This is a genomic window from Bacillus cereus group sp. N12 (assembly GCF_016483575.1).
Taxonomy (GTDB): Bacteria; Bacillota; Bacilli; order Bacillales; family Bacillaceae_G; genus Bacillus_A; species Bacillus_A toyonensis.
On the sequence record NZ_JAEHBO010000040.1, the window covers coordinates 1 to 22,333 of the forward strand.

A 22,333-nucleotide genomic window follows, 5' to 3' on the forward strand; every position below is an offset into this window, starting at 1 on the left:
CGAGTTTGTAGCAATCCTTGATTTAAAAGAAACAGTTACAACATTAGCTCCACGTACAGTTGGAATCGTTACAGTATTCTTAATTAGCTTCGCAAGTATTAGCCAAATTGGTGCAATTGTTGGTACAATCCGTGCCCTTTCTGAAAAACAAGGAAGCGTCGTATCTAAATTTGGTTGGAAAATGCTATTCGCGTCAACACTTGCTTCTATTTTATCTGCGACAATCGCTGGATTGTTTATCTAATAAAAAACTCCACCTTACTTCTATTTTTCTAAATGAAGTTTGAGTGGAGTTTTTTACTATCTTCTATATGTAAACTACTCCAAAAAAACGTAAGACTCCTTTCCGAATTATTCCAAAAATGTATTCCCCTATATATTCTATGATGATATGATGGACAAGGGTATAAGTGACTATAATTAAAACACAATAGAAGGATGATAGAATGAAAAAATATACATATATCGCTTTACTTTCCTCTGCTATTCTCGTAGGTTGTAACACTAGTAATGCTAGTGATAAACAAATAAAAGAAACAACAGCGGAACAAGCAGTTGAACCAAAAAAAGCACAAGCAAAAACAGTAGAAATCCCTTTAACGCAAGGGGCTATCACATGGGATTCGTATGAATATAACGCACAAAACACCACGCTTTATACAAAAAACTTAAGAGATTCATTTAAACAAGTACGTTACAATATTTGGCGTACTGCCGATGGACCTGAAAGCAAACAAACTTTTACTTCACAAGAAAAAGATCGTGATTTTGCCCTCCCACTTCATTTAAAAACATTTCATTTAAAACGTGGAGAATTTCAAATTGAAACAGTAGGGATTAAAGAAGATAATACGGAAACAAATCTAGTAACATCTAAAATTACATTCCAGCAACATGTACCATTTTTGATGTATCATGCGATTGAAAAATACCCTGGACCAGGTGATGGTGATTACGGCTTATACGTACCGCCTGAACAATTCGAAAAACATATGCAGTATTTAAAAGATAACGGTTATACGATGCTTACATTTGAACGTTGGAATGATATAAACCATGTTAATAAACCTATTTTTATAACAATGGATGATGGTCGAAAAAATAATATGAATGCTCTTCATGTTTTACAAAAATTAAAAGATGATACATTCCAACCTGCAGCAACTGAATTTCTTACTTCAAATGAGATAGACAAACCGAACCGTCTATCAACAGATGATATAAAACAAATGATAGATTCAGGTATTTTTTCTATTCAATCTCATACTGCAAATCATACAATGATGGCTCATTCAGGTAATTATGATGAGGAATTACGCGGTTCTAAAGAAAAAATCGAAACTCTTACCGGTAAAAAGATCATCGCTCTCGCCTACCCAGTAGGCTCTTATAATGACGCCGCTGTCGAAGAAACAAAAAAACATTATGAGTTCGCAGTAACTACTGATCACGGCAATCACATTACAAAAGGTACCCCAAACGAGCAACTCTTAATTAAACGCCATTTTGTAGGACCTGATATGTCCATGGAAAAATTCGCATCTCTTATAAAGTAAACCATAAGATATTTTAAATCTTACTAAAAAACGAAAGAAGAGATCTGTTTACAGTCACTAACCTATCCCCCATCTAAAAATGATACGATAAACAAGGGTAATTCCCCACCGCTCTTACAGCGGTGGGGATTTTAAATATAAGTAATGCAACATACTACACAATAGAAGGTGATTTTATGAGAAAATACGCAGCAATTGCTTTATGTACGTCTGCTATTCTAGCAGGATGTAATACTAGCACTGTAAGTCCAGAACCTAAAAAAGAGAAAAAGGTTCAAGAAGTTAAAAAACAAGAGGAGACTGTGCAAGAACAAGGTAAAATTTCTTATAATCCGATTACACACGATTCTACAAACACAAGTATCCATATTACAGAAATAAAAGATTCTCTAACCGAAGTACAATATAAAATTTGGCGCACTGCGGATGGAAAGGAACATGCTAAATCTTTTTCTTCTAAAGAAAAGGAGAAACAATTTACACTTCCATTTGACATAAAAGAATTTGAAGGAAAACGCGGTGAGTTCCAAATTGAAGCAACAGGAGTCAAGGAAGATGGAAAAATCATCTCACTCACAAAATCTGCTATTACTTTCGAGCAAAAGGTTCCCGTTCTTATGTACCATGCAATCGATGATTATCATGGACAAGGCATTAAAGATTTATTCGTATCACCTGCTAACTTTGAAGGCCAAATGAAATATTTAAAAGATAACGGTTATACATTATTAACGTTTGAACGCTGGGGCGATATTAATAAAGTCAACAAACCAATTTTTGTTACATTTGACGATGGTATGAAAAATAATATGAATGCATTTCATATTTTGCAAAAACTAAAAGACGATACTTTCAAGCCGACAGCAACAGAATATATGATTGTTGATAATGTCGATGTTGAAGGCTCTCTCTCTACAAATGAAATAAAGGAAATTGTTGATTCCGGTATTTTCTCAGTGCAGTCTCATACAGCAACACATGCTGATTTACCGAAGATTACAAACTACGAAGAAGAATTAAAAGAATCGAAAGAAAAGCTAGAAAAAATAACAGGTAAGCCTGTTATCGCAATTGCTTATCCATTTGGCCATGTAGATGATAAAGTCATTACAGAAACGAAGAAATATTATCAATTTGCGACGACAACAAAGCCTGGAAAGTTTATTACGAAAGGTGAACCAGATGAGTTGCTAAAAATGAAACGTGTTCGTATACACCATACAACTACAGTTGAACAGTTTGCTTCTTCCATTAAATAAATGTGAGAGCTCAATACATTTTGAGCTCTCTTTTTACTTTATATTTATATATATTTTTAGAATTTTCTTGTATTATATATAGTAAGAAATCTTTCAAACTAAAGGAGATTATACATATGTCATTTGAACAAACGTTAGAGAAGTATGCTGCCCTTGCAGTTAATGTTGGTGTTAATATTCAACCCGGACAAACTTTATCAATTAGCGCACCTCTTGAAGCTGTACAATTCGTACGCCTCGTTACAGAAAAAGCATATAAATCTGGTGCAAAACACGTATATGTTGATTGGAATGACGAGACGTTAACACGCTTAAAGTTCGATCTAGCTCCTGAAGAAGCATTCGCTGAATTCCCTTCTTGGAAAGCACATGCTCGTGAAGAATTAGCAAAAGAAGGCGCTGCATTTATGTCTATCTATGCAGAAAACCCTGATTTATTAAAAGGTGTAGAAGCAACACGTATCGCAACAGCTCATAAAGTAGCTGGTGAAGCGACGAAAGTATACCGTGATTACGTACAAGCCGATAAAGTAAGTTGGTGTGTAATTTCTGTTCCTACGAAAGAATGGGCTGCGAAAGTATTCCCTGACGTAGCGCCAGATGAACAAGAAGCAAAGTTATGGGATGCTATTTTCAAAGCTACTCGTGCTGATTTAGAAAATCCTGTAGAAGCATGGAAAGAACATGATGAAACATTACATACAAAAGTGGATTACTTAAACGAAAAGCATTATAAAGCTCTTCACTATACAGGTCCTGGAACAGATTTAACAATCGAACTTCCAGAAAAACATATATGGGCTGGTGCTGGTAGCTTAAATGAAAAGAACGTACCATTTATGGCTAATATTCCAACTGAAGAAGTATTTACAATGCCACTTAAAACAGGTGTAAACGGCCAAGTTTCTAGTACAAAACCGTTAGTATTTGCAGGTAATATTATCGATAATTTCACGTTAACATTTGAAAACGGACGTATCGTAGACTATAAAGCTGAAGCTGGTGAAGAAGCTTTAAAACATTTAGTAGAAACAGATGAAGGTTCTCACTTCTTAGGAGAAGTAGCTTTAGTACCTCATGACTCACCAATTTCAAACACAAATGTTTTATTCTACAATACACTATTTGACGAAAATGCATCTTGCCACCTTGCAATCGGAAATGCTTATGCATTTAACTTAGTTGGCGGAAAAACAATGTCTAAAGAAGAACTTGCTGAAAACGGAGCAAACGCTAGTATCACACACAACGACTTCATGATTGGATCAGCTGAGCTTGATATTGACGGTATTACAGCTGACGGCAGACATGAGCCTATCTTCCGTAAAGGTAACTGGGCGTTTTAAATTAATTACCATAAAGAAACACATTGGATAATCCAATGTGTTTCTTTATTTATTTATTTGGTTTCAATTCAAATTTTATCGTTCTATTTTCACGCGTAAACTCCGGTCTATACGTAGCGATATACGTATTTTCTTTCGCTACGTCAAATAGCATGATATCTTGAATTTTTTCATCTGGTGCTAATTTTTTACTAATAAAGCTATCAGGGTTATTATATTCTTTAAATCTTGTACCTTTCTTATCGGTAATCTCAAATTCATAAAATGCAAAAGGTATTTCCTTTTTACTATTATTTTCCACTTTGAAAATAATCCCCAAAATCTCTTCTTTCTTTTTATCCTCATCATAATCCGGATATCCTAATTTAACTGAATCTATAGTTACTTGCAAACCATCTACGTCTACTGTCTCCCCTATTTTATACACTTTATCTTGAACATCTTCTTGTTTACTTTCATTACTATCTTTAGTCTCAGTGCAAGCACTTAAACTAAAAGCTATGCCAAAAATTAAAACAATTTGACTCACCTTTTTTAACATACTCTTTCCTCCACATAAGACAATATTTCATATGTATCATAACAAAACGCTTTACTCTTTCTTGTCATATTTTGTCGTATTAATTGCTAACTGCACAAATAGAAAAAAGCTATCTTCTACAAAAGATAGCTTTCATGATGCCGATGAAACCTTAAGACCAATGACACCCAAAACAATAAAGAGAATACAAAATGCTTGGAATAAACTAATATGCTCTTTAAAAAAGTACACACTAATGATTGTAATAAGTAACGTTCCAACGCCAGACCAAATGGCATAAGCAATACTTAAATGAATCTTTTTAACGACGATAGCAAAGATACTGAAACAAATACCATAACAAACGAAAATAAGTACACTTGGAACAAGCTTTGTTAAGCCATTCGATAATTTCATCGCAATCGTTCCAGCTACTTCAAAAATAATTGTAACAAGTAATAATAGCCAATATATCATACTGGAATCTCCTTCTCTGTTACCTTATAGAGATTCTAGTGTATTACTTATAATCCTAATGAAATGTATTTGATTTCTAAATATTCCTCGATGCCGAAATGACCGCCTTCACGCCCGATACCACTTTCTTTAAATCCACCGAACGGTGCTTGTGCAACTGACGGAAGACCATCATTTAAACCGATAATACCGTACTCTAGCGCTTCACTAATTTGGAACGCTTGGCTAATATCCTTCGTAAAAATATACGCAGCTAAACCGTATGGTGTATTGTTTGCACGTTCAATTACTTCTTCAACTGTTTTAAATTTCGCAACTGGTGCAACTGGTCCAAATGTTTCTTCAGTCATACAAAGCATTGTATCATTTGCCAATCCAATTACAGTCGGCTGAATGAAATGTCCATCTAGCTCTGTAACCTGTTGGCCTCCATATAAGAGTTCTCCACCTTTTTGAACTGCATCTTCAATATGTTCTTGTACTTTTGAAACTGCACTCTCATCAATAAGTGGTCCTACAGTAGTTCCCGCACCGAATCCGTCTCCGACTTTAAGTTGCCCTACTGCCTTTTGGAACTTCTCTACAAATACTTCGTATACTTCTTCTTGAACGAATACTCGGTTTGTACATATACACGTTTGTCCTGCGTTACGGAATTTCGAACCAATAACGGCTTCTACCGCTTTATCTAAATCTGCATCATTCATTACGATAAATGGAGCGTGACCACCTAATTCTAATGAAACTTTTTTCATCGTTTGCGCAGCGCTAGCCATTAGCTCTTTCCCAATTTCCGTTGATCCTGTAAAGGACACTTTTCGAACGCGCTCATCTTCCATCCACGTATCAGCAATTGCTTTTGCACTACCTGTTACAATGTTTATTACACCTTTTGGAATGTCCGCTTCGTGTGCTAATTCAGCTAATTTCAATGCAGTTAACGGTGTTTGACTTGCAGGCTTTACAACGGCTGTACAACCTGCTGCAAGCGCTGGAGCTACCTTTCTCGTAATCATAGCCGCTGGGAAGTTCCACGGTGTAATAGCTGCCATAACCCCAACTGGTTGCTTCATAACTAAAATACGTTTGTTCGGATGAGAAGCAGGAATCATTTCACCGTATACGCGCTTCCCTTCTTCTGCATACCATTCAACAAAGCTATTTGCATAATTCACTTCACCAAGCGCTTCTGCAAACGGCTTTCCTTGCTCCTTCGTCATAATCGCTGCGATTTCTTCTTTATTTTCATCAATAAGTGTGAACCACTTTTTTAATTTCGTTGCACGATCCGCGGCTGTTAATTTTGACCATGTTTTAAAAGCCTCATGCGCCGCATCAACAGCTTGCTTTGCCTCTGTTATCCCGCCCTTTGGTACAGTTGCAAATATTTCTTTCGTTGCTGGATTGTTTACTTCAATTTGCTCTTGCAGTGTAATCCACTCACCATTTATATACATCGCTTTTTTCTCTACATTTACAAACGTCGCTTTTTTATCCAATGTTTTCTTCCTCCTCTATGAACTTCTTAATCTTCCTAGTAGCAGCAGATTGACTTATTTTTAGAAACTCTGCTACTTTATAGCTTGATCCACATGTTTTATACGCTTTTAAAATAATATTTCGTTCCACTTCTTCCAACATTTTATAGAGACTTTGACCTGACTGTTCAACTGTTGATTCCTGCATTGCTATTGGTAAATCCTCTATCGTAACGATATCGTCAGCAGTAATAACAATTCTTTCAATTACATTCTCTATTTCTCTATTGTTTCCTTCCCACGGGTATCCAACAAACATTTGTAACGTACTAGGTGCTAACTTTACATCACGTCCGTACTTTTTATTAAAGTGCTGTAAATAATGATAAACGAGTGGTAAAATGTCTTCTGTTCTTTCCCGAAGTGGTGGAATTGAAATCGGAATGACATTCAGACGATAATATAAATCTTTCCGAAATGTTCCTCGTTTCACCATCTCACTTAAATCTCTATTTGTTGCCGATACAATTCGAACGTCCACCTTTTTTAATTCTCTTCCGCCTATAGGACGAAATGTTTTTTCTTGCAATACTTGCAGAAGCTTCGCTTGAATTTCAAGCGGCATTTCACCAATTTCATCTAAAAAAAGAGTCCCTTTATGTGCTGACTCTAATAATCCCTTTTTCCCTTCACGATTTGCACCTGTAAAAGACCCACCTGAATATCCAAAAAGCTCCGATTCAATTAAATTTGTTGGCAAAGCCGCACAATTAATTTCATAGAAACTTTCATTCTTCCGGCGACTTACTTCATGTAGATGACGTACTAAGCGGCTTTTTCCCACGCCTGTCTCACCTAAAACGAGAACAGTACTATCTACCACAGATACTTTTTTAATCGTTTCTATTATTTTTTGCATAGCAATGCTTTTAAAAATAAGTCCTTCATGTTCATATGTTTCTCTTAATTCTTTTTTGTATGTTTTTAACTGATTATCCATTTCCTCTACCTTTTGTCGTAATTGATAGAGTTCAGTAAGATCTCGAGAATAACTAATCACTCTTCTTAAATTTCCCTCATCATCAAAAACTGGCCTCGTCCGAACATGTAAATACTCTCCCGATTTCGTCGTTTGAACGAGTTCAATCGGTCTCTTTTTTTCAATTACTTCTAATGTTGCGGATGGATAAAAGATCCCATCCTTTTGTAGTTCCTTTACATGTTTACCTACTAACTCTTCAGCAGCTAGTTGATAGTGCCTTTCGCATGTACTATTTACACGTACAACGATTCCCTGCTCATCTGTAACAAAAATTTCGTCAAACGCATATTCAAATACATCTTTTAAATCCATTAACACTCGTTCCTTTTCTGCAACCATCCTAGCCACCCCTAACTTCAGATCCATCGATTCACTTCACTACCTTTATTATAAAGTGAATTTTCTGCATTTTATATAGAGTCAGCTAGAATGTTTGCGATTTATCATTCAGTTTTTATACACGGGCGATATTTGCTTGCTCATAACAAGCTTGTAATGATTCTTCAATAATCGTTAAACCTTCCTCAAGTTGCTCATCTGTAATAACCAATGGCATTAATACACGGACAACATTTCCATATGTCCCCGCAGATAATAAAAGTAATCCTCGTTTATTTGCTTCCGCACACAAATTAGCTGTTAATGTTTTGTCAGGCACTTTCGTCTTACGATCTTGAACGATCTCAAATGCACACATTGCCCCTAATCCGCGCACATCACCGATGCAATTATATTTATTTTTCATCTCTTGGAATCGGTCCATTACGACTTTTCCTAATTCTATCGCTCTATCATTTAATGTTTCTTTTTCTATTACATCCAGAACCGCTAATGCAGCCGCACATCCTAATGGACTTCCTGCATACGTTCCACCGAGCTCTCCAGGTGCAGACTCATTCATAATTTCTTTACGTCCAATAACACCGCTTATCGGTACACCAGCTCCTAATGACTTAGACACTGTAATTAAATCTGGAACGACATCATAATGATCAATTGCAAAGTATTTTCCTGTACGGCTAAATCCAGTTTGAATTTCATCCGCTACAAATAAGATGCCATGTTCTGAACAAATATTGCGTACTTCTTGAACAAATTTCTTACTTGGGACGATAAATCCGCCTTCCCCTTGAACCGGCTCCATAACAACAGCTGCAATTGTTTCTGGTGCTACTTCTGATATAAAGAAGTTCTTAAACTCTTCAATGATAAAATCATCGTACTGCTCTTCCGTTAACCCCTCTGGACGACGGTATTCATATGGGAATGGCGCTTTATATACTTCTGGAGCAAATGGACCGAATCCAAATTTATATGGCTTTACTTTACTTGTCATCGTCATTGTCATCAATGTACGCCCGTGGAAACCTTTAGAAAACGCAATAATACCTGATCTTTTCGTATATTTACGGGCGATTTTCACTGCATTCTCTACGGCTTCAGCACCACTGTTTAAAAATAGTACTTGTTTATCAAAACTTCCTGGCGCTAATGCAGCAAGCTTTTCCGCTAATTCAATGTATGGCTCATACATCATGACATTAAATCCCGTATGAATGTATTGATCTACTTGTTTATGAAGTGCTTCTTTAACAGCCGGATGACAATGCCCTACATTAATTGTCCCTATTGCCCCAGCAAAATCAATATACTGATTACCATCAACATCTGTTACAAGAGCTCCATTTGCAGATTGTACAAACGTTGATATGCCATTACTTACTCCTTTTGGTACTATATTTTGGCGGCGCTCTAATAAAGTTGCTGCTTTTGGTCCTGGAATTTGTTCATTTACTTTAGCAAATTTTTTTGTGTTCATTGCGTACCCCATCCTTTTCTTTACATTGTTTTCTCTTTTTATTGCAAAATACATGCCAACTTTCCGTTCTAGTATTCATCCTATACTCTTTGTATCCAGGCATAAAAAATAAGTCTATAAAGACTCATCAAGAGTCTTTATAGACTTATTTCCCTTGCATACTAGACTTTCCTTGTTCCCAAATAAACTCACCTGAATGAGAAATAAACTCACCAACAGATTCTACGACTAAGTCCGCAAGTGGTTCTAAAGTTTTACGGTCTCCCGTACCAGATAGTACTCCAATAGCATAACAATCACCACCGTTTTTAGCTAAATATAGATCGGTTGGCGTATCTCCAACGACTGCCACCTCACATGCCTCTAAATGAAACCTTTCACAAAAGGATTCTATAATTCTTTTATCAGGTTTCTGTGCCGGAAACGTATCAGAAGCTACAATATAATCAAAAAAGGATTCTAATTGATATTGTTTTAAAAATAATTCTGTCGGCGCAAAATCATCAGCTGTAACAACACCTAAAATAACTCCTTTATCTTTTAAACTTTGTAAAATTCTTGGTAGATCTGCCGTCATTTTCATATAGGAACGATGCTCGTACATAAGCGAAAATAATTTTTCACTTACCCATTCATGCATCTCCTCTTCCTTAGATGACTTAATATACTTACAAAGCCCCTTTGCTACATCGAGGCTTGTTCCAGCCGCTAGTGCGCTACTTGGATGAACAAATACCCCATCCACACCAATCTCTTTTAATAAAGCTTGCTGCATTGACTCTGGTAATTGATATAAATTTATACATTCCGCTACAAGCTCTTCCGCTACTTTTATCCAAATTGAGTGAAAATCCATTAATGTCCCATCTTTATCAAATAGTATTGCTTTTACCTTCTCCATAGCACCCTACCTCTCATTTCTTATCCTCTTAAGTGTATCAATAAAATATGGATATAAAATAAACGAATTGTAAAAATACCATAAAAATCAAACTAACTTCCAATTTACAATTCTAATAAAAAAAGATGCCCTTACAGGGCATCCTCTTGATGTTCAGGAACAAATAATTCCAGACAATGATATATGTTTTCGAATTCCATCGGTGCATCCCCACCGTACTCACCATCTAAATTAATCATTAGTTTATCTGGTGAATGCACTTTAATTCGATTCGCTTGTGTGTATAGTACTTTCGGATTGTTAATATGTTCCCCACGTTGCGCTTGTGTTGCTGCTTTAATTAAATCAGCGATAGAACCTTTTTTCAGCACTAATAAGTCAAATAATCCATCGTTAATCGATGCATACGGTGCTACTTTTTCAAATCCACCAACTGAACGAGTATTTGTAATTAAAAACATCGTAATTTCTTCTTGTAATAACTTCCCATCATACTCGATTTCAACATATGTTGGATGTAATGATGGTAACATTTCTATTCCTTTTAAATAGTAAGCAAGTTGGCCTAATACTGTCTTTAGCTTGCTTGGTACTTCATATGTTAATTCTGTAATACGGCCGCCACCAGCAATATTAATGAAATATGTATCATTCGCTCTACCAAGATCTAAAGGAACTGTTTTCCCTTCACAAATAATATCGGCTGCCTCTTCTATAGCGCGAGGTACACCGATCGCACGTGCGAAGTCATTTGTCGTTCCAACTGGAATAATTCCAAACTTCGGACGATGCTCATGTCCTACTAAACCATTTACCACTTCGTTTAACGTACCGTCACCACCAGCGGCGATAACAACATCAAACTTACGATCTGCAGCTTGTCTCGCCGCTACAGTTGCATCTCCAGGACCAGTTGTCGCATGACAAGACGCTTCATATCCAGCTTGTTCTAATTTTTGTAATACTTCTGGTAAGCTCTTCTTAAATAGCTCACGCCCAGAAGTAGGGTTATAAATAATCCTTGCTCGTTTCATCATTTATTAGCACAGGAAATTCCTTATTCATTGAAAAAAAGAATACACCGAATTCTTATTCAGTATCCCTATGCCTACCTCCTCTCATCTTCCTATCCTTCTTTTATCCCGCTCAAACAGGCAGTAAGAACCCGATTGGTGAAGGCTAATAATCAACGGGGGATGAACACCCCCACTACTGATTAAAGTTTCACTTTATGTCTATCCATTCTTCCATAAAAATTTAAATATAACGAATAATAATTATCTATTATTTCATGAGATGAAAAAAAACCTCTATGTCTAGATTTATCATTATTCCCACCTTTTTGCAACTATCATACCATAGTTGCTATACAAACATTTTTTCACTTTTGACAGTTAATCAAACGTTTATTTAAATTATTTTTCACCATTTAAACAAACGTTTGATTAACTCAGAAAAAACACCCAAATAAGGGTGTTTTTCTGTTTAATCTTTAAGAATCTATACTATTTTAGCGTTCAAAAATAAGAATCTCTCTCTTATTTTATCGCTTATTAATCTCTTCAAGTAAGATTTTGTTAACAAGCGGTGGGTTTGCTTGTCCTTTTGTCGCTTTCATAATTTGACCAACTAAGAAGCCAATTGCACGGTCTTTACCGTTTTTGAAGTCTTCAATAGATTGTTCATTATTATCAAGGATTTCTGTTACGACTTTACGAAGTGTACCTTCGTCAGAAATTTGAACAAGACCTTTCGCTTTAACGATTTCTTCTGGATCTCCACCTTTTTCAATTAACTCGTTAAATACTTTCTTCGCGATTTTAGAAGAAATTGTACCTTTTTCAATTAATTGAACCATTTTAGATAAACCAGCAGGCGTTAATGCAACATCTTTTAATTCTTTTTGTTGTTTGTTTAAGTATGCAAGTACTTCACCCATTAACCAGTTTGATGTTAATTTCGCATCTGCTCCATCTGCAATTGTTGCTTCAAAGAAATCAGACATCTCTTTCGTTAATGTTAATACGTGTGCATCATAAGCTGGTAATCCAATTTCAGCAACGTAGCGAGCTTTACGTGCATCTGGAAGTTCTGGAATAGAAGCACGCACTTCTTCTTTCCACGCATCATCGATATAAAGTTCAACTAAATCTGGCTCTGGGAAGTAACGGTAATCGTCAGATCCTTCTTTTATACGCATTAAGATTGTTTTCTTCGTTGCTTCATCATAACGACGTGTTTCTTGTTGGATGATACCACCAGATAACAATTCTTTTTCTTGACGCACTTGTTCGTGCTCAAGACCTTTTTGTACGTAAGTGAATGAGTTTAAGTTTTTCAGTTCTGCTTTTGTACCGAATTTCTCTTGTCCAACTGGACGAAGGGAAATATTCGCATCACAACGTAGAGAACCTTCTTCCATCTTACAATCAGATACGCCAGTGTATTGAATGATTGATTTCAACTTCTCTAAGTATGCGTATGCTTCTTCTGGCGTACGCATATCTGGCTCAGACACGATTTCGATTAAAGGCATACCTTGACGGTTATAGTCTACTAATGACCCGTCAGCTGTATGCGTTGATTTACCAGCATCTTCTTCTAAATGAAGACGTGTAATACCGATACGTTTCTTTTTGCCATCTACTTCGATTTCAATCCAACCATTTTCTCCAATTGGCTTATCAAACTGAGAGATTTGGTAAGCTTTCGGATTATCTGGATAGAAATAGTTTTTACGGTCGAACTTCGTTTCCGTTGCGATTTCACAGTTTAATGCCATTGCAGCTTTCATTGCAAAGTTAACTGCTTCTTTATTTAAAGTTGGAAGTACCCCTGGGTATCCTAAGTCAATTACACTCGTTTGTGTATTTGGCTCTGCTCCGAATTCTGTTGGACTCGCAGAGAAAATTTTCGAATTTGTTTTTAACTCAACGTGAACCTCTAAACCAATAATTGTTTCTAAATTCATCTATGCTCGCCTCCTTACAGACTTGCTTTTTTTGTATGATAGTCTGTTGCTTGCTCAAACGCATGTGCAACGCGGTAAATTGTCGCTTCATCGAAGTGTTTACCAATGATTTGTAATCCAAGTGGCATACTATTAGCACCGAATCCACATGGAACAGAAATCGCTGGAACACCTGCTAAGTTTACTGGGATTGTTAAAATGTCGTTTGCATACATTGTCATTGGATCATCCACTTTTTCGCCTACTTTAAATGCTGGAGTTGGCGTTGTTGGTGCAATAATAACATCGTAGTTAGCAAATACATTTTCAAAGTCGTTTTTAATTAATGTACGTACTTGTTGTGCTTTTTTGTAATATGCATCATAGTAACCAGAGCTAAGTGCAAATGTACCCAGCATAATACGGCGTTTTACTTCGTCACCGAAACCTTCGCTACGTGTGTTTTTGTAAAGATCTAATAAGTTATTTACATTATCAGAACGAACACCGTAACGTACGCCATCAAAGCGTGAAAGGTTAGCAGATGCTTCAGAAGAAGATAATAAGTAATACGTTGCTAGAGCGTATTTAGAGTGTGGAAGAGATACTTCCTCCCAAGTTGCGCCCATACCTTCTAATACTTTTAAAGCAGCTAGTACTGACTCACGAGCTTCTTCGCCAACACCTTCGCCTAAGTATTCTTTCGGTACAGCAATGCGTAAACCTTTAACATCGCCTGTTAAACCAGCTAAGTAGTTTCCAACTTCAACATTTGCAGAAGTTGCATCCATGCGGTCAATACCTGAAATAGCTTGTAATAAGTATGCATTGTCTTCTACTGTACGTGTAATCGGTCCGATTTGGTCAAGTGAAGATGCGAATGCTACTAATCCGTAACGAGATACGCGTCCGTAAGTTGGTTTTAAACCTACAACACCGCAATATGCAGCTGGCTGACGAATAGAACCACCCGTATCAGAACCTAGAGAGAATAATACTTCTCCTGCTGCTACAGCTGCTGCAGAACCACCACTAGATCCGCCTGGAACGTAATCTAAGTTCCATGGATTTTTTGTAGCGTAGAAACCTGAGTTTTCATTTGAAGAACCCATTGCGAACTCGTCCATATTTAATTTACCGATTGTAACTGTGTCAGCAGCTTTTAACTTTTGCACAACTGTCGCATCGTAAATTGGATCAAAGTTTGCTAACATTTTGCTCGCACAAGTAGTACGAAGACCGTTAGTTACAATGTTATCTTTTACACCGATTGGCATACCGAATAACAAACCATTATCTTCAGCGCCGATCTTAGCATCTAATTCTTTCGCTTTCGCGCGTGCATTTTCTTCATCTAATGTAAGAAAAGCTTTTACGTTATCTTCAACATCCGCAATACGTTTGTAAGATTCTTCTACTAAATCCGTAACGGAAATTTCTTTGTTGTTTAACTTCTTATGTAACTCTGATACAGAATGATCAAATAATGACATCGAAATTCCCCTCCTCTATTCTAATACTGCTGGAACACGGATTTGATTATCTTTGTGATCCGGTGCATTTTTTAATACTTCTTCTACTGGTAAACCTTTTTCTGGCACATCTTCACGCATAACATTTTTCATAGTTAATACATGAGTTGTTGGTTTTACATCTGTTGTATCTAATTCATTTAACTGTTCTGCAAATGTAACAATTGCATCTAGTTGTTTTTGAAATTTTTCTGCTTCTTGATCAGTAATTGCAAGACGTGCTAAATGTGCTACGTGCTTTACATTCTCAACGGAAATTCTTGACACGGCTAGGCCACCTCCATAATATATCGTTCAATCTACAATACTATTGATGATACCAAATTTTCAGTACTTCAAGCAAGTCAACACATGGCACTTACGGCATTTTTACATAAAAAAAGAAAGGCAAACGCCTTTCTTTACAATTTACTCTTTATCTAACGGTTTATTTTTTGGAAATCTCTCGTTATCTTCTTCATTATCACGAATTGTTTTTTGTAATACAAAACAAGACATCGTTAAAAATAACGTTCCAATTAAATAGTACCCTTTTACACTAAGCGTTTCATCTAACGTGTAAATCCCAATTAGCATCCCTGAAAGCGCACAAACAAATGAAGTCCATGCTAAAAACGTGAACGCTTGCGTATTTCTTCTTCTCATCATTATCCCCCTTGTTAGATGCACATCCATTATAGATAAATATATTTACCGTTATGGATTTTTATGTAAAATTATTTTTCTATTTATTAATCTATCATAAAAAAATGCCATTTTAAAGATTGTTTTCTTTCTAATCTGAAAAATTAATTAAAATTATTGACATTTATTTCTATTCTGCATAAAATAAAAATAAATATTACGAACCTCGAAATATACGGGAGTGGAATTAATTGTTGCAATATGAACATTTTTTAGACTTACTGCTAGATAACGCCAAGAAACTTTTCTATCCTGAAGAATGGGTAAGCCTTGATTTAACACTTTCAAAGACAGAAGTATTTTGTTTACTTTGGATGGAGCGAAATACAGATATTACAATGACAAAAATTGCTGACCTTCTTGATATACCGATGAGTACAACGACAGGTGTTGTAAATCGCCTTGTAAAAAAGGGGTATATTGAACGGTACCGTGATGAAAACGATCGACGTATTGTATTAATTCGTTTAACAGAAAACGGCGTAATGCTCGTTCAAGAAGTAAAACAAAATGCAGCCCATTACTTTAGCTTAGTGACAGAAGCATTGTCAGAAGAAGAAAAAGCATTCTTACTACAAATCTTCCAAAAGATTATGAATCACATTGCTACGACACAGCAAAAAACAGAAGAAAAGGTTTCTACACCTAGAATGAAAAACATTCCGATTGAATAAAGTGAAACTTTAATCAGTGAGGGGTTTTCTCATCCCTCACTGATTATTAGTTGAACCAATCGGGCATTTACGGGCAGTTGACCTCCCACCTAATTTCTTTGCTCCAGCCGAATTTTTGGACGGAAGTCTTACTGCCCGTTAATGTGGGATAAAGCCCTAACTGGGTTTTTATTCACTTAAATACTTCGATGTTCGTAATATTTGATAACCGAAATAAAGGGGATAGAATGATGAGAGTTATTTTGTATACAGGTAAAGGCGGCGTAGGAAAAACTAGCATTTCAGCAGCAACAGCACTTCAAAGCGCAAAACAAGGATTAAAAACATTAGTAATGAGTACAGATCCTGCTCATAGTTTAGGAGATTCATTTGGTATAAAGCTATCTTCTGAGCCATTAGAAATTCGCGAAAACTTGTGGGCACAAGAGATTAATACGATTTATGAAATGGAAAAAGGCTGGGGAAAGTTACAGAAATACATTACCTTGTTATTCACTTCCAAAGCAGCTGATGATATTACAACAGAAGAATTAACGATGTTTCCTGGTATGGAAGATTTAATTAGCTTACTTCGCGTGCTCGATTATTATAAAAAAAACACATACGACGTTATCATCATTGATTGCGCTCCAACAGGAGAAACATTAGCAATGCTTAGTTTTCCAGACATGCTCGGCTGGTGGATGGAAAAAATATTTCCTATTAAAAGAAAAGTTTTAAAAGTCGTTCGTCCTGTAGCTCAACCACTTCTTGGTGTCCCCCTTCCAACCGATGATATTATGGACGAATTAACAAATACACTTGAACAGCTTGGAGAAATGAGAGATATTTTATCGAACCGAGAAATAACAAGTATCCGCATCGTTGTAAATCCCGAAAAAATGGTCATTAAAGAAGCTCAGCGTAGTTTTACTTATTTAAATTTATACGATTATAACGTAGATGCCATCATGATTAACCGTGTCATCCCTAACACTGTCACCGATCCTTATTTTCAAGCATGGAAAGATACGCAAAAGAAATATAAAACATTAATTCAAGATAGTTTTCAGCCGCTTCCTATTTACGAAGCTCCCATGTTTGAACAAGAAGTTGTTGGTTTACCTATGTTAGAGCGTGTAGGCAATGCTTTATTTAAATCCGATTCCTCTCCTACTAAAGTGAAATTCAATGGTCGCACACAATATGTGAAAAAAGATGGCGATGAATATATTTTCGTTCTATCCATCCCCTTCTCAAACAAAAGTGAACTTTCATTAAATCAAAAAGGTGATGAGCTTATTATTCGAGCCGGCTCTGTTAAACGGAACATCACATTACCAAAAACATTAACACACCTTTCTATTCAAGGAGCCAAGTTTGAAGAGGATGTACTAAACATTCGATTTGGAGGTGTGGTGCATGCATGAGGAATTACTACGAAAAGTAATTCGGACAAAAGTAAGATTCGGTATGCGTATATTAGAAGAGCTACCTACTCCAATCCAGCAATCAGCTAAGCAAATGCTAAGTATTTTGCAAGAGGAGCTAGCTGCTTATCCGAAAGAACGAGAGCATCATGAAGATAATTTAAAAAGTATCATAATTGAATAATCATCTCTGTATAGAGGGCCTTTTTAGGCTTTCTATACTTTATTGGAGTGATATAAGTTGCTAAAAAAACATTCCACTATTACGCTTTGGATCATTCCTTTATTATTTTTCATTCATAACCTTGAAGAAGCTTTCCAAATGCCACAATATCTTGCTAATCAATTTTCAATTCATCTTATAACTAGCCAACAATTTTTCATTGCCATTTCCATATTAACAATCTTCGTCGTACTTATCGTCTTTCTATATCAACTAAACTTCTTGTCTTCTATACACTGGATTATTTTTATACAAGGAGCCATTTTCTTTAACGCTGTGCAACATATTATTTTGTTTTTGATTTATCGCTCCTATAATCCTGGCGTAATATCCTCAGTTTTCATTGTTATCTTTTCTATTTTCTTTTTTTCATCCAAAAAACAATTAATTCATAAAAAGCAATTCGTAATTACACTCATTTTCAGCTTACTTTCTTATCCCATTATAATTTGGATTACCTTACTATTCGCTAGCTGCTTTCAGTAATAAAAAAAGACCAGGAAAACTCCCGGTCCATCACTCTACTTAACAAACATTGGATTCTACGTTATACAAAATTGGAAGGTACAAAATTAGGGTTTTGTTTGTTAAGTAGATTATATGTTGAACGAACTAACAGCGGAGGGGTTCCTTCTGTTAGTTCATTAAACCCAATGATTATTTTACGATTTTTTCAAGCTCCTCAAGTGAAAGATCTACTGAAATTGAACCATCCTTTGTTTCTTTCTTAACTGCATCTGTTACTTCTTTTGAATGATATAATTCAATTACTTTTTTCAGTGTTGGATCGTCTTTATCTTTCGTACGAGCTGCGAAAATATTAATATAAGGCTTCGCATTTTCATTCTTTGGATCTTCTAAGAAAATAGGATCCTTCGCTGGATCTAATCCAGCTTGACCAGCCACACCGTTATTAATAACTGAAGCTGCTACATCTTTTAATACACGAGGTGTTTGCTGTGCAATAACCGGTGTAATTTTTAACTTCTTCGGATTTTCAGCGATACCACTTGGATCCCCAAATAGACCAAAATCTTTTTTAAGTTTCAATAACCCCGCTGCATCAAGAAGTTTTAATGCACGTGCTTGGTTCGTTGGATCATTTGGAATAGCAATTTCTGAACCATCTGGGATTTCATTTGCTTTCTTATATTTTTCAGAGAATAAGCCCATTGGTGCAATTTGTGTTGTACCGACAGCTGTAATATCTAACTTATGCTCCTTTTTAAATTGCTCTAAGAAAGCAATATGCTGGAATGAGTTTAATTCAATATCTCCATCAGCTAACGCTTTATTTGGCGTTGTATAATCAGAGAACTCAACCAGTTTAATTTTAATCCCTTCTTTTTCAGCTTTTTTCTTCAAAATTTCCCAAACGTCTCCATCCGTTCCAGTTACACCGACGCGAACTACTTTCTCTTTTGCTCCTGCACCTGTGTCTCCACCTGAGCAGCCGCTTAGTGCTGAAATTCCTACAATCGCTGATAATGCAAATGCTAAAATTTTCTTCATTTTCTTTTCCCCTCTTCCTTTTTATGATCTGCGTAAAAAGACTTTCGCAAAGTAGTTTCCTAAATTTTGAGCTATCTGTACAAGAATAATAAGTAAAACGACCGTTACGAACATAACTGATGTATCAAAACGTTGATAACCATATGTCATTGCTAAGTCACCAAGACCACCACCACCGACAAGCCCAGCAACTGCAGAAAATTCAATTAAACCAACTGTCATAAACGTAACACCTAAGATCAATGGTGCTAACGCTTCTGGCACGAGAATTTCAAAAACAATTCTAAGTGGTGAAGCGCCCATCGCTTGTGCAGCTTCAATTACTCCTTTCGGAACTGAGACAAGATTTGTTTCAACCATTCTAGCAATACCAATAGATGCCACTAACGTCATTGGGAAGATTGCTGCCGCTGTTCCAATCGTCGTTCCGATCACGCTTCTTGTTAGTGGGCTTAAAGCTACTAAAAAGATAATGAATGGAACTGGACGAATTGTATTAATGATGACGTTAAGAATAGAAAAAACCCATTTATTTTCTAAAAAATTACCTTTTCTCGTTACATATAAAAGTAAACCTAGAGGTATACCAAGAATTGTAGCGAATATAAGGGTTACAATTACCATTAAGAGGGTGTCCCCCGTCGCATCTAATATACGAGGCCAAAATATACTCCAATCAACTCGCATGAGCTTCTACCTCCTTCAGCTTCACTTGCAGTCTTAGATGTTGTAATGCTTTTTGAATTTCCTTCTGTTCACCTTGCAATTCTACAAGAAGATTTCCAAATAGCACATTTTGAAGTTCAATAATATTTCCGTACAGTACATTTACATCGACGTTATAGTTTTTTGCGATATATGATAGTACCGGCTGTCCAGTCTCCTCACCAGTAAAAGTTAAGCGATAGATCTGACCACCATTTTGAATTTTCGCTAGAACACTTTCTGGCAAGTGGTCATTAATAACAGAACGTACAAAGTTTTGAGTTGTCTTTGTTTTTGGTTGTGTGAAAACATCAAACAGTTTTCCTTCTTCAATAACTTTTCCCTTCTCCATTACAGCTACACGGTGACAAATTTCTTTCACAACATGCATTTCATGTGTAATAAGAAGAATTGTTAAATTATATTCACGATTGACTTTCTTTAATAAGTTTAAAATCTCTGTCGTTGTTTCTGGATCTAAGGCTGATGTTGCCTCATCACATATAAGTATATCTGGTGATGTTGCAAGTGCCCTAGCAATCCCAACACGTTGCTTTTGTCCGCCTGATAACTGCTCCGGATAATAGTTTGCTTTATCTTCTAGCCCTACAAACTTCAGCAGTTCATTGACTCTTTCTTTTATTTCATTCTTTGGTACTTTCGCTAACTTTAATGGATACGCAATATTCCCAAACACTGTTCTTGAATTAAATAAATTAAAACTTTGGAAAATCATCCCAATTCTTTGTCTAAGTTTCCGTAATTCTTTCGTTGATAATGATGTAATATCTTTATCATCTATTGAGATCGTTCCTGCAGTCGGTCTCTCTAACATGTTTACTAGGCGTAATAAAGTACTCTTTCCAGCACCACTAAATCCGATAATGCCAAAAATTTCGCCCTTCTCAACTGATAATGTTACATCCTCCACAGCATGAACAGATTGCCCACCTGATTCATATACTTTACTTACGTTATTAAAAGAAATCATTTTCTTCCCTCCTATATGCTGTAAAAACTAGAAGTAGAGCTTTCGAGGTAAAATAAAAAGTGCTCTCCTTCTTATCAGTAATAAAAGATAAGAAGGAGAGCACTTATATGTACTCGTTCACATCTTCTCATCTTCCAAGCCTATAAAGACTTGCTGGAGTTAGCACGGTATTAAAAAACCCGTTGCTGAGGTATCGTAGGGCCAGTCCCTCCACCTCTCTGGATAAGAATGTATCGATTTAATTGTCGTTTAATTAATTCTCATTATAGAACTCAGAATAGTGAGAGTCAATACATTTTTTAGAAAAATATTAATTATTTCTTTATTAAAATTTTCAAATAAAAATTCATAATTAAATAGTAATCTTGAAGGTTATGTAAAATTCTTCTCCCTCATATTTTTTAAAAGGATTATTTTTTCTATGAATTGAATACTATTATTTGAATATGAAATCAGAGGAAGGTGAATATATGAAAACAGCTCTATTACTCGTTGATATCCAAAATGATTATTTTCCAAATGGAAAGATGGAATTGCGCAATCCGGTAGAAGCAAGTGAGTATGCCAGTGAGCTACTAAAACACTTTAGAATGAACGACGAACCTATTTTTCATATCCAGCATGTAGCAATAAAAGATGATGCTACTTTTTTCCTACCTAATACAGAAGGTGTCCATATTCACGAGAATGTCCGTCCGCTTAGAGAAGAAACTGTTATACTCAAACATTATCCAAATAGCTTCCGAGAAACTAATCTTTTAGAACAATTACAACGTTTAGACATTGAACACATCGTCATATGCGGGATGATGACTCATATGTGTATTGATGCTACCGTAAGAGCTGCTTTTGATTTCGGCTTTCATTGTACCGTTATACACGATGCTTGTGCTACAAAAGATCTTTCTTTTAAGAATGCTACTATACCAGCTGTTTATATTCACAATACAATTTTGGCCAGTTTAAATGGAGTATATGCAAATGCAATGAGTACAGAGGAATTTTTGGTTACAAAAAAACACTCCATTCAGTGAGCAAAACCGAAAAGAGTGTTTCTTGTCAAACCATAGATTTTCTTTCAAATTGTATTATACAGGAAATTCTTAAAATGAATACTAAAAAATGCGACTAATAAATCAACTTTTCCCGTCACTTTATTTCTATTTACATGTTTGTCCCGCTATTAATAGGGTTTAGCTCGTCCTCTTCGCATAATAGTAATATATGGGATTCTAATTTAAAAAGGAGCTCTTCA

23 protein-coding genes and 1 riboswitch are annotated in these 22,333 nt (G+C 35.9%); of the genes, 9 read left to right on the top strand and 14 right to left on the bottom strand.

Annotated features, from left to right (window positions below):
• The 4 genes from JDS92_RS17920 to JDS92_RS17935 form a co-directional block, all read left to right on the top strand.
• On the top strand, positions 1–244 hold a 244-nt coding region (locus JDS92_RS17920; RefSeq protein WP_274606215.1), incomplete at its 5' end, for a nucleoside transporter C-terminal domain-containing protein.
• Between the two features lie 202 nt (positions 245–446).
• Positions 447–1,556, top strand: a complete 1,110-nt coding sequence (locus JDS92_RS17925; RefSeq protein ID WP_098711264.1) for a polysaccharide deacetylase family protein — start codon at positions 447–449, stop codon at positions 1,554–1,556.
• Between the two features lie 176 nt (positions 1,557–1,732).
• A complete protein-coding gene (locus tag JDS92_RS17930; protein WP_199632238.1) occupies positions 1,733–2,815 on the top strand; it encodes a polysaccharide deacetylase family protein in 1,083 nt (360 codons plus the stop codon).
• A gap of 116 nt (positions 2,816–2,931) precedes the next feature.
• Positions 2,932–4,161 (top strand): aminopeptidase, encoded by a 1,230-nt coding sequence (locus JDS92_RS17935; protein WP_199632239.1) that lies wholly within the window; start codon positions 2,932–2,934, stop codon positions 4,159–4,161.
• Positions 4,162–4,210: 49 nt separating this feature from the next.
• Here the strand turns inward: JDS92_RS17935 and JDS92_RS17940 are convergent, their stop codons facing one another.
• The 11 genes from JDS92_RS17940 to JDS92_RS17990 all read right to left on the bottom strand — a co-directional run bounded on the left by JDS92_RS17940 (position 4,211) and on the right by JDS92_RS17990 (position 15,525).
• Positions 4,211–4,702, bottom strand: a complete 492-nt coding sequence (locus tag JDS92_RS17940) for a DUF4352 domain-containing protein (protein ID WP_000915104.1) — start codon at positions 4,700–4,702, stop codon at positions 4,211–4,213.
• Positions 4,703–4,834: 132 nt separating this feature from the next.
• Positions 4,835–5,158, bottom strand: coding sequence for a DMT family transporter (locus tag JDS92_RS17945; protein WP_000641001.1), 324 nt, complete (start codon positions 5,156–5,158; stop codon positions 4,835–4,837).
• A gap of 47 nt (positions 5,159–5,205) precedes the next feature.
• On the bottom strand, positions 5,206–6,657 hold the full coding sequence (gene gabD / locus JDS92_RS17950; protein WP_000358100.1) for an NADP-dependent succinate-semialdehyde dehydrogenase: 1,452 nt from the start codon (positions 6,655–6,657) through the stop codon (positions 5,206–5,208).
• Positions 6,650–8,017, bottom strand: a complete 1,368-nt coding sequence (locus JDS92_RS17955) for a sigma-54 interaction domain-containing protein (RefSeq protein WP_199632240.1) — start codon at positions 8,015–8,017, stop codon at positions 6,650–6,652. The genes gabD and JDS92_RS17955 overlap by 8 nt, the downstream gene beginning before the upstream one ends.
• A 115-nt stretch (positions 8,018–8,132) precedes the next feature.
• A complete protein-coding gene (gene gabT / locus JDS92_RS17960; RefSeq protein WP_001093029.1) occupies positions 8,133–9,497 on the bottom strand; it encodes a 4-aminobutyrate--2-oxoglutarate transaminase in 1,365 nt (454 codons plus the stop codon).
• Between the two features lie 145 nt (positions 9,498–9,642).
• Positions 9,643–10,398: an HAD family hydrolase gene (locus tag JDS92_RS17965; protein WP_199632241.1), complete on the bottom strand. Its 756-nt coding sequence runs from the start codon at positions 10,396–10,398 to the stop codon at positions 9,643–9,645.
• Between the two features lie 131 nt (positions 10,399–10,529).
• Positions 10,530–11,435 carry a diacylglycerol kinase gene (locus JDS92_RS17970; RefSeq protein ID WP_000977668.1) on the bottom strand — a complete coding sequence of 302 codons (906 nt, stop codon included), beginning with the start codon at positions 11,433–11,435 and terminating at the stop codon, positions 10,530–10,532.
• 506 nt (positions 11,436–11,941) lie between these two features.
• Positions 11,942–13,369 (bottom strand): Asp-tRNA(Asn)/Glu-tRNA(Gln) amidotransferase subunit GatB, encoded by a 1,428-nt coding sequence (gatB, locus tag JDS92_RS17975; protein ID WP_001047675.1) that lies wholly within the window; start codon positions 13,367–13,369, stop codon positions 11,942–11,944.
• Between the two features lie 14 nt (positions 13,370–13,383).
• Entirely contained in the window at positions 13,384–14,841 is a 1,458-nt protein-coding gene (gatA, locus tag JDS92_RS17980; protein ID WP_199632242.1) for an Asp-tRNA(Asn)/Glu-tRNA(Gln) amidotransferase subunit GatA, read from the bottom strand.
• Between the two features lie 15 nt (positions 14,842–14,856).
• Complete coding sequence (gatC, locus tag JDS92_RS17985; protein WP_000086999.1) at positions 14,857–15,147, bottom strand: Asp-tRNA(Asn)/Glu-tRNA(Gln) amidotransferase subunit GatC; 291 nt, start codon at positions 15,145–15,147, stop codon at positions 14,857–14,859.
• A 141-nt stretch (positions 15,148–15,288) separates the two neighbouring features.
• Positions 15,289–15,525, bottom strand: coding sequence for a YiaA/YiaB family inner membrane protein (locus tag JDS92_RS17990; protein WP_001254393.1), 237 nt, complete (start codon positions 15,523–15,525; stop codon positions 15,289–15,291).
• A 230-nt stretch (positions 15,526–15,755) separates the two neighbouring features.
• Between JDS92_RS17990 and JDS92_RS17995 the strand changes: the two genes are divergently transcribed.
• From JDS92_RS17995 to JDS92_RS18010, 4 genes are all read left to right on the top strand, one after another.
• Positions 15,756–16,238, top strand: coding sequence for a MarR family winged helix-turn-helix transcriptional regulator (locus tag JDS92_RS17995; protein WP_000942485.1), 483 nt, complete (start codon positions 15,756–15,758; stop codon positions 16,236–16,238).
• A gap of 227 nt (positions 16,239–16,465) precedes the next feature.
• Complete coding sequence (locus JDS92_RS18000) at positions 16,466–17,647, top strand: ArsA family ATPase (RefSeq protein ID WP_199632243.1); 1,182 nt, start codon at positions 16,466–16,468, stop codon at positions 17,645–17,647.
• Positions 17,640–17,831 carry a DUF3926 domain-containing protein gene (locus JDS92_RS18005; RefSeq protein ID WP_098711262.1) on the top strand — a complete coding sequence of 64 codons (192 nt, stop codon included), beginning with the start codon at positions 17,640–17,642 and terminating at the stop codon, positions 17,829–17,831. The genes JDS92_RS18000 and JDS92_RS18005 overlap by 8 nt, the downstream gene beginning before the upstream one ends.
• Positions 17,832–17,888: 57 nt before the next feature.
• A complete protein-coding gene (locus JDS92_RS18010) occupies positions 17,889–18,356 on the top strand; it encodes an HXXEE domain-containing protein (protein ID WP_015001211.1) in 468 nt (155 codons plus the stop codon).
• A 171-nt stretch (positions 18,357–18,527) separates the two neighbouring features.
• Here the strand turns inward: JDS92_RS18010 and JDS92_RS18015 are convergent, their stop codons facing one another.
• Genes JDS92_RS18015 through JDS92_RS18025 form a run of 3 tightly spaced genes read right to left on the bottom strand, consistent with a single transcriptional unit; the run spans position 18,528 to position 21,078 of the window.
• Positions 18,528–19,382: a MetQ/NlpA family ABC transporter substrate-binding protein gene (locus JDS92_RS18015; RefSeq protein ID WP_000721582.1), complete on the bottom strand. Its 855-nt coding sequence runs from the start codon at positions 19,380–19,382 to the stop codon at positions 18,528–18,530.
• A gap of 21 nt (positions 19,383–19,403) precedes the next feature.
• Positions 19,404–20,069 carry a methionine ABC transporter permease gene (locus JDS92_RS18020; RefSeq protein ID WP_016107417.1) on the bottom strand — a complete coding sequence of 222 codons (666 nt, stop codon included), beginning with the start codon at positions 20,067–20,069 and terminating at the stop codon, positions 19,404–19,406.
• The gene (locus JDS92_RS18025) at positions 20,059–21,078 is read right to left on the bottom strand and encodes a methionine ABC transporter ATP-binding protein (RefSeq protein WP_000622986.1); all 1,020 of its coding nucleotides are present in this window, start codon (positions 21,076–21,078) and stop codon (positions 20,059–20,061) included. The genes JDS92_RS18020 and JDS92_RS18025 overlap by 11 nt, the downstream gene beginning before the upstream one ends.
• A 124-nt stretch (positions 21,079–21,202) precedes the next feature.
• Positions 21,203–21,307: riboswitch (SAM riboswitch) on the bottom strand.
• Positions 21,308–21,548: 241 nt separating this feature from the next.
• Between JDS92_RS18025 and JDS92_RS18030 the strand changes: the two genes are divergently transcribed.
• Positions 21,549–22,112: a cysteine hydrolase family protein gene (locus JDS92_RS18030; RefSeq protein ID WP_000844918.1), complete on the top strand. Its 564-nt coding sequence runs from the start codon at positions 21,549–21,551 to the stop codon at positions 22,110–22,112.
• Positions 22,113–22,333: the final 221 nt, after the last annotated feature.

Bases quoted from the DNA above. Each gene is read 5' to 3' on its own strand.
- JDS92_RS17925 (WP_098711264.1), top strand. From the start codon at position 447: ATGAAAAAATATACATATATCGCTTTACTTTCCTCTGCTATTCTCGTA.
- JDS92_RS17930 (WP_199632238.1), top strand. From the start codon at position 1,733: ATGAGAAAATACGCAGCAATTGCTTTATGTACGTCTGCTATTCTAGCA.
- JDS92_RS17935 (WP_199632239.1), top strand. From the start codon at position 2,932: ATGTCATTTGAACAAACGTTAGAGAAGTATGCTGCCCTTGCAGTTAAT.
- JDS92_RS17940 (WP_000915104.1), bottom strand. From the start codon at position 4,702: ATGTTAAAAAAGGTGAGTCAAATTGTTTTAATTTTTGGCATAGCTTTT.
- JDS92_RS17945 (WP_000641001.1), bottom strand. From the start codon at position 5,158: ATGATATATTGGCTATTATTACTTGTTACAATTATTTTTGAAGTAGCT.
- JDS92_RS17955 (WP_199632240.1), bottom strand. From the start codon at position 8,017: ATGGTTGCAGAAAAGGAACGAGTGTTAATGGATTTAAAAGATGTATTT.
- gabT (WP_001093029.1), bottom strand. From the start codon at position 9,497: ATGAACACAAAAAAATTTGCTAAAGTAAATGAACAAATTCCAGGACCA.
- JDS92_RS17965 (WP_199632241.1), bottom strand. From the start codon at position 10,398: ATGGAGAAGGTAAAAGCAATACTATTTGATAAAGATGGGACATTAATG.
- JDS92_RS17970 (WP_000977668.1), bottom strand. From the start codon at position 11,435: ATGATGAAACGAGCAAGGATTATTTATAACCCTACTTCTGGGCGTGAG.
- gatB (WP_001047675.1), bottom strand. From the start codon at position 13,369: ATGAATTTAGAAACAATTATTGGTTTAGAGGTTCACGTTGAGTTAAAA.
- gatA (WP_199632242.1), bottom strand. From the start codon at position 14,841: ATGTCATTATTTGATCATTCTGTATCAGAGTTACATAAGAAGTTAAAC.
- JDS92_RS17990 (WP_001254393.1), bottom strand. From the start codon at position 15,525: ATGAGAAGAAGAAATACGCAAGCGTTCACGTTTTTAGCATGGACTTCA.
- JDS92_RS18000 (WP_199632243.1), top strand. From the start codon at position 16,466: ATGATGAGAGTTATTTTGTATACAGGTAAAGGCGGCGTAGGAAAAACT.
- JDS92_RS18005 (WP_098711262.1), top strand. From the start codon at position 17,640: ATGCATGAGGAATTACTACGAAAAGTAATTCGGACAAAAGTAAGATTC.
- JDS92_RS18015 (WP_000721582.1), bottom strand. From the start codon at position 19,382: ATGAAGAAAATTTTAGCATTTGCATTATCAGCGATTGTAGGAATTTCA.
- JDS92_RS18020 (WP_016107417.1), bottom strand. From the start codon at position 20,069: ATGCGAGTTGATTGGAGTATATTTTGGCCTCGTATATTAGATGCGACG.
- JDS92_RS18025 (WP_000622986.1), bottom strand. From the start codon at position 21,078: ATGATTTCTTTTAATAACGTAAGTAAAGTATATGAATCAGGTGGGCAA.
- JDS92_RS18030 (WP_000844918.1), top strand. From the start codon at position 21,549: ATGAAAACAGCTCTATTACTCGTTGATATCCAAAATGATTATTTTCCA.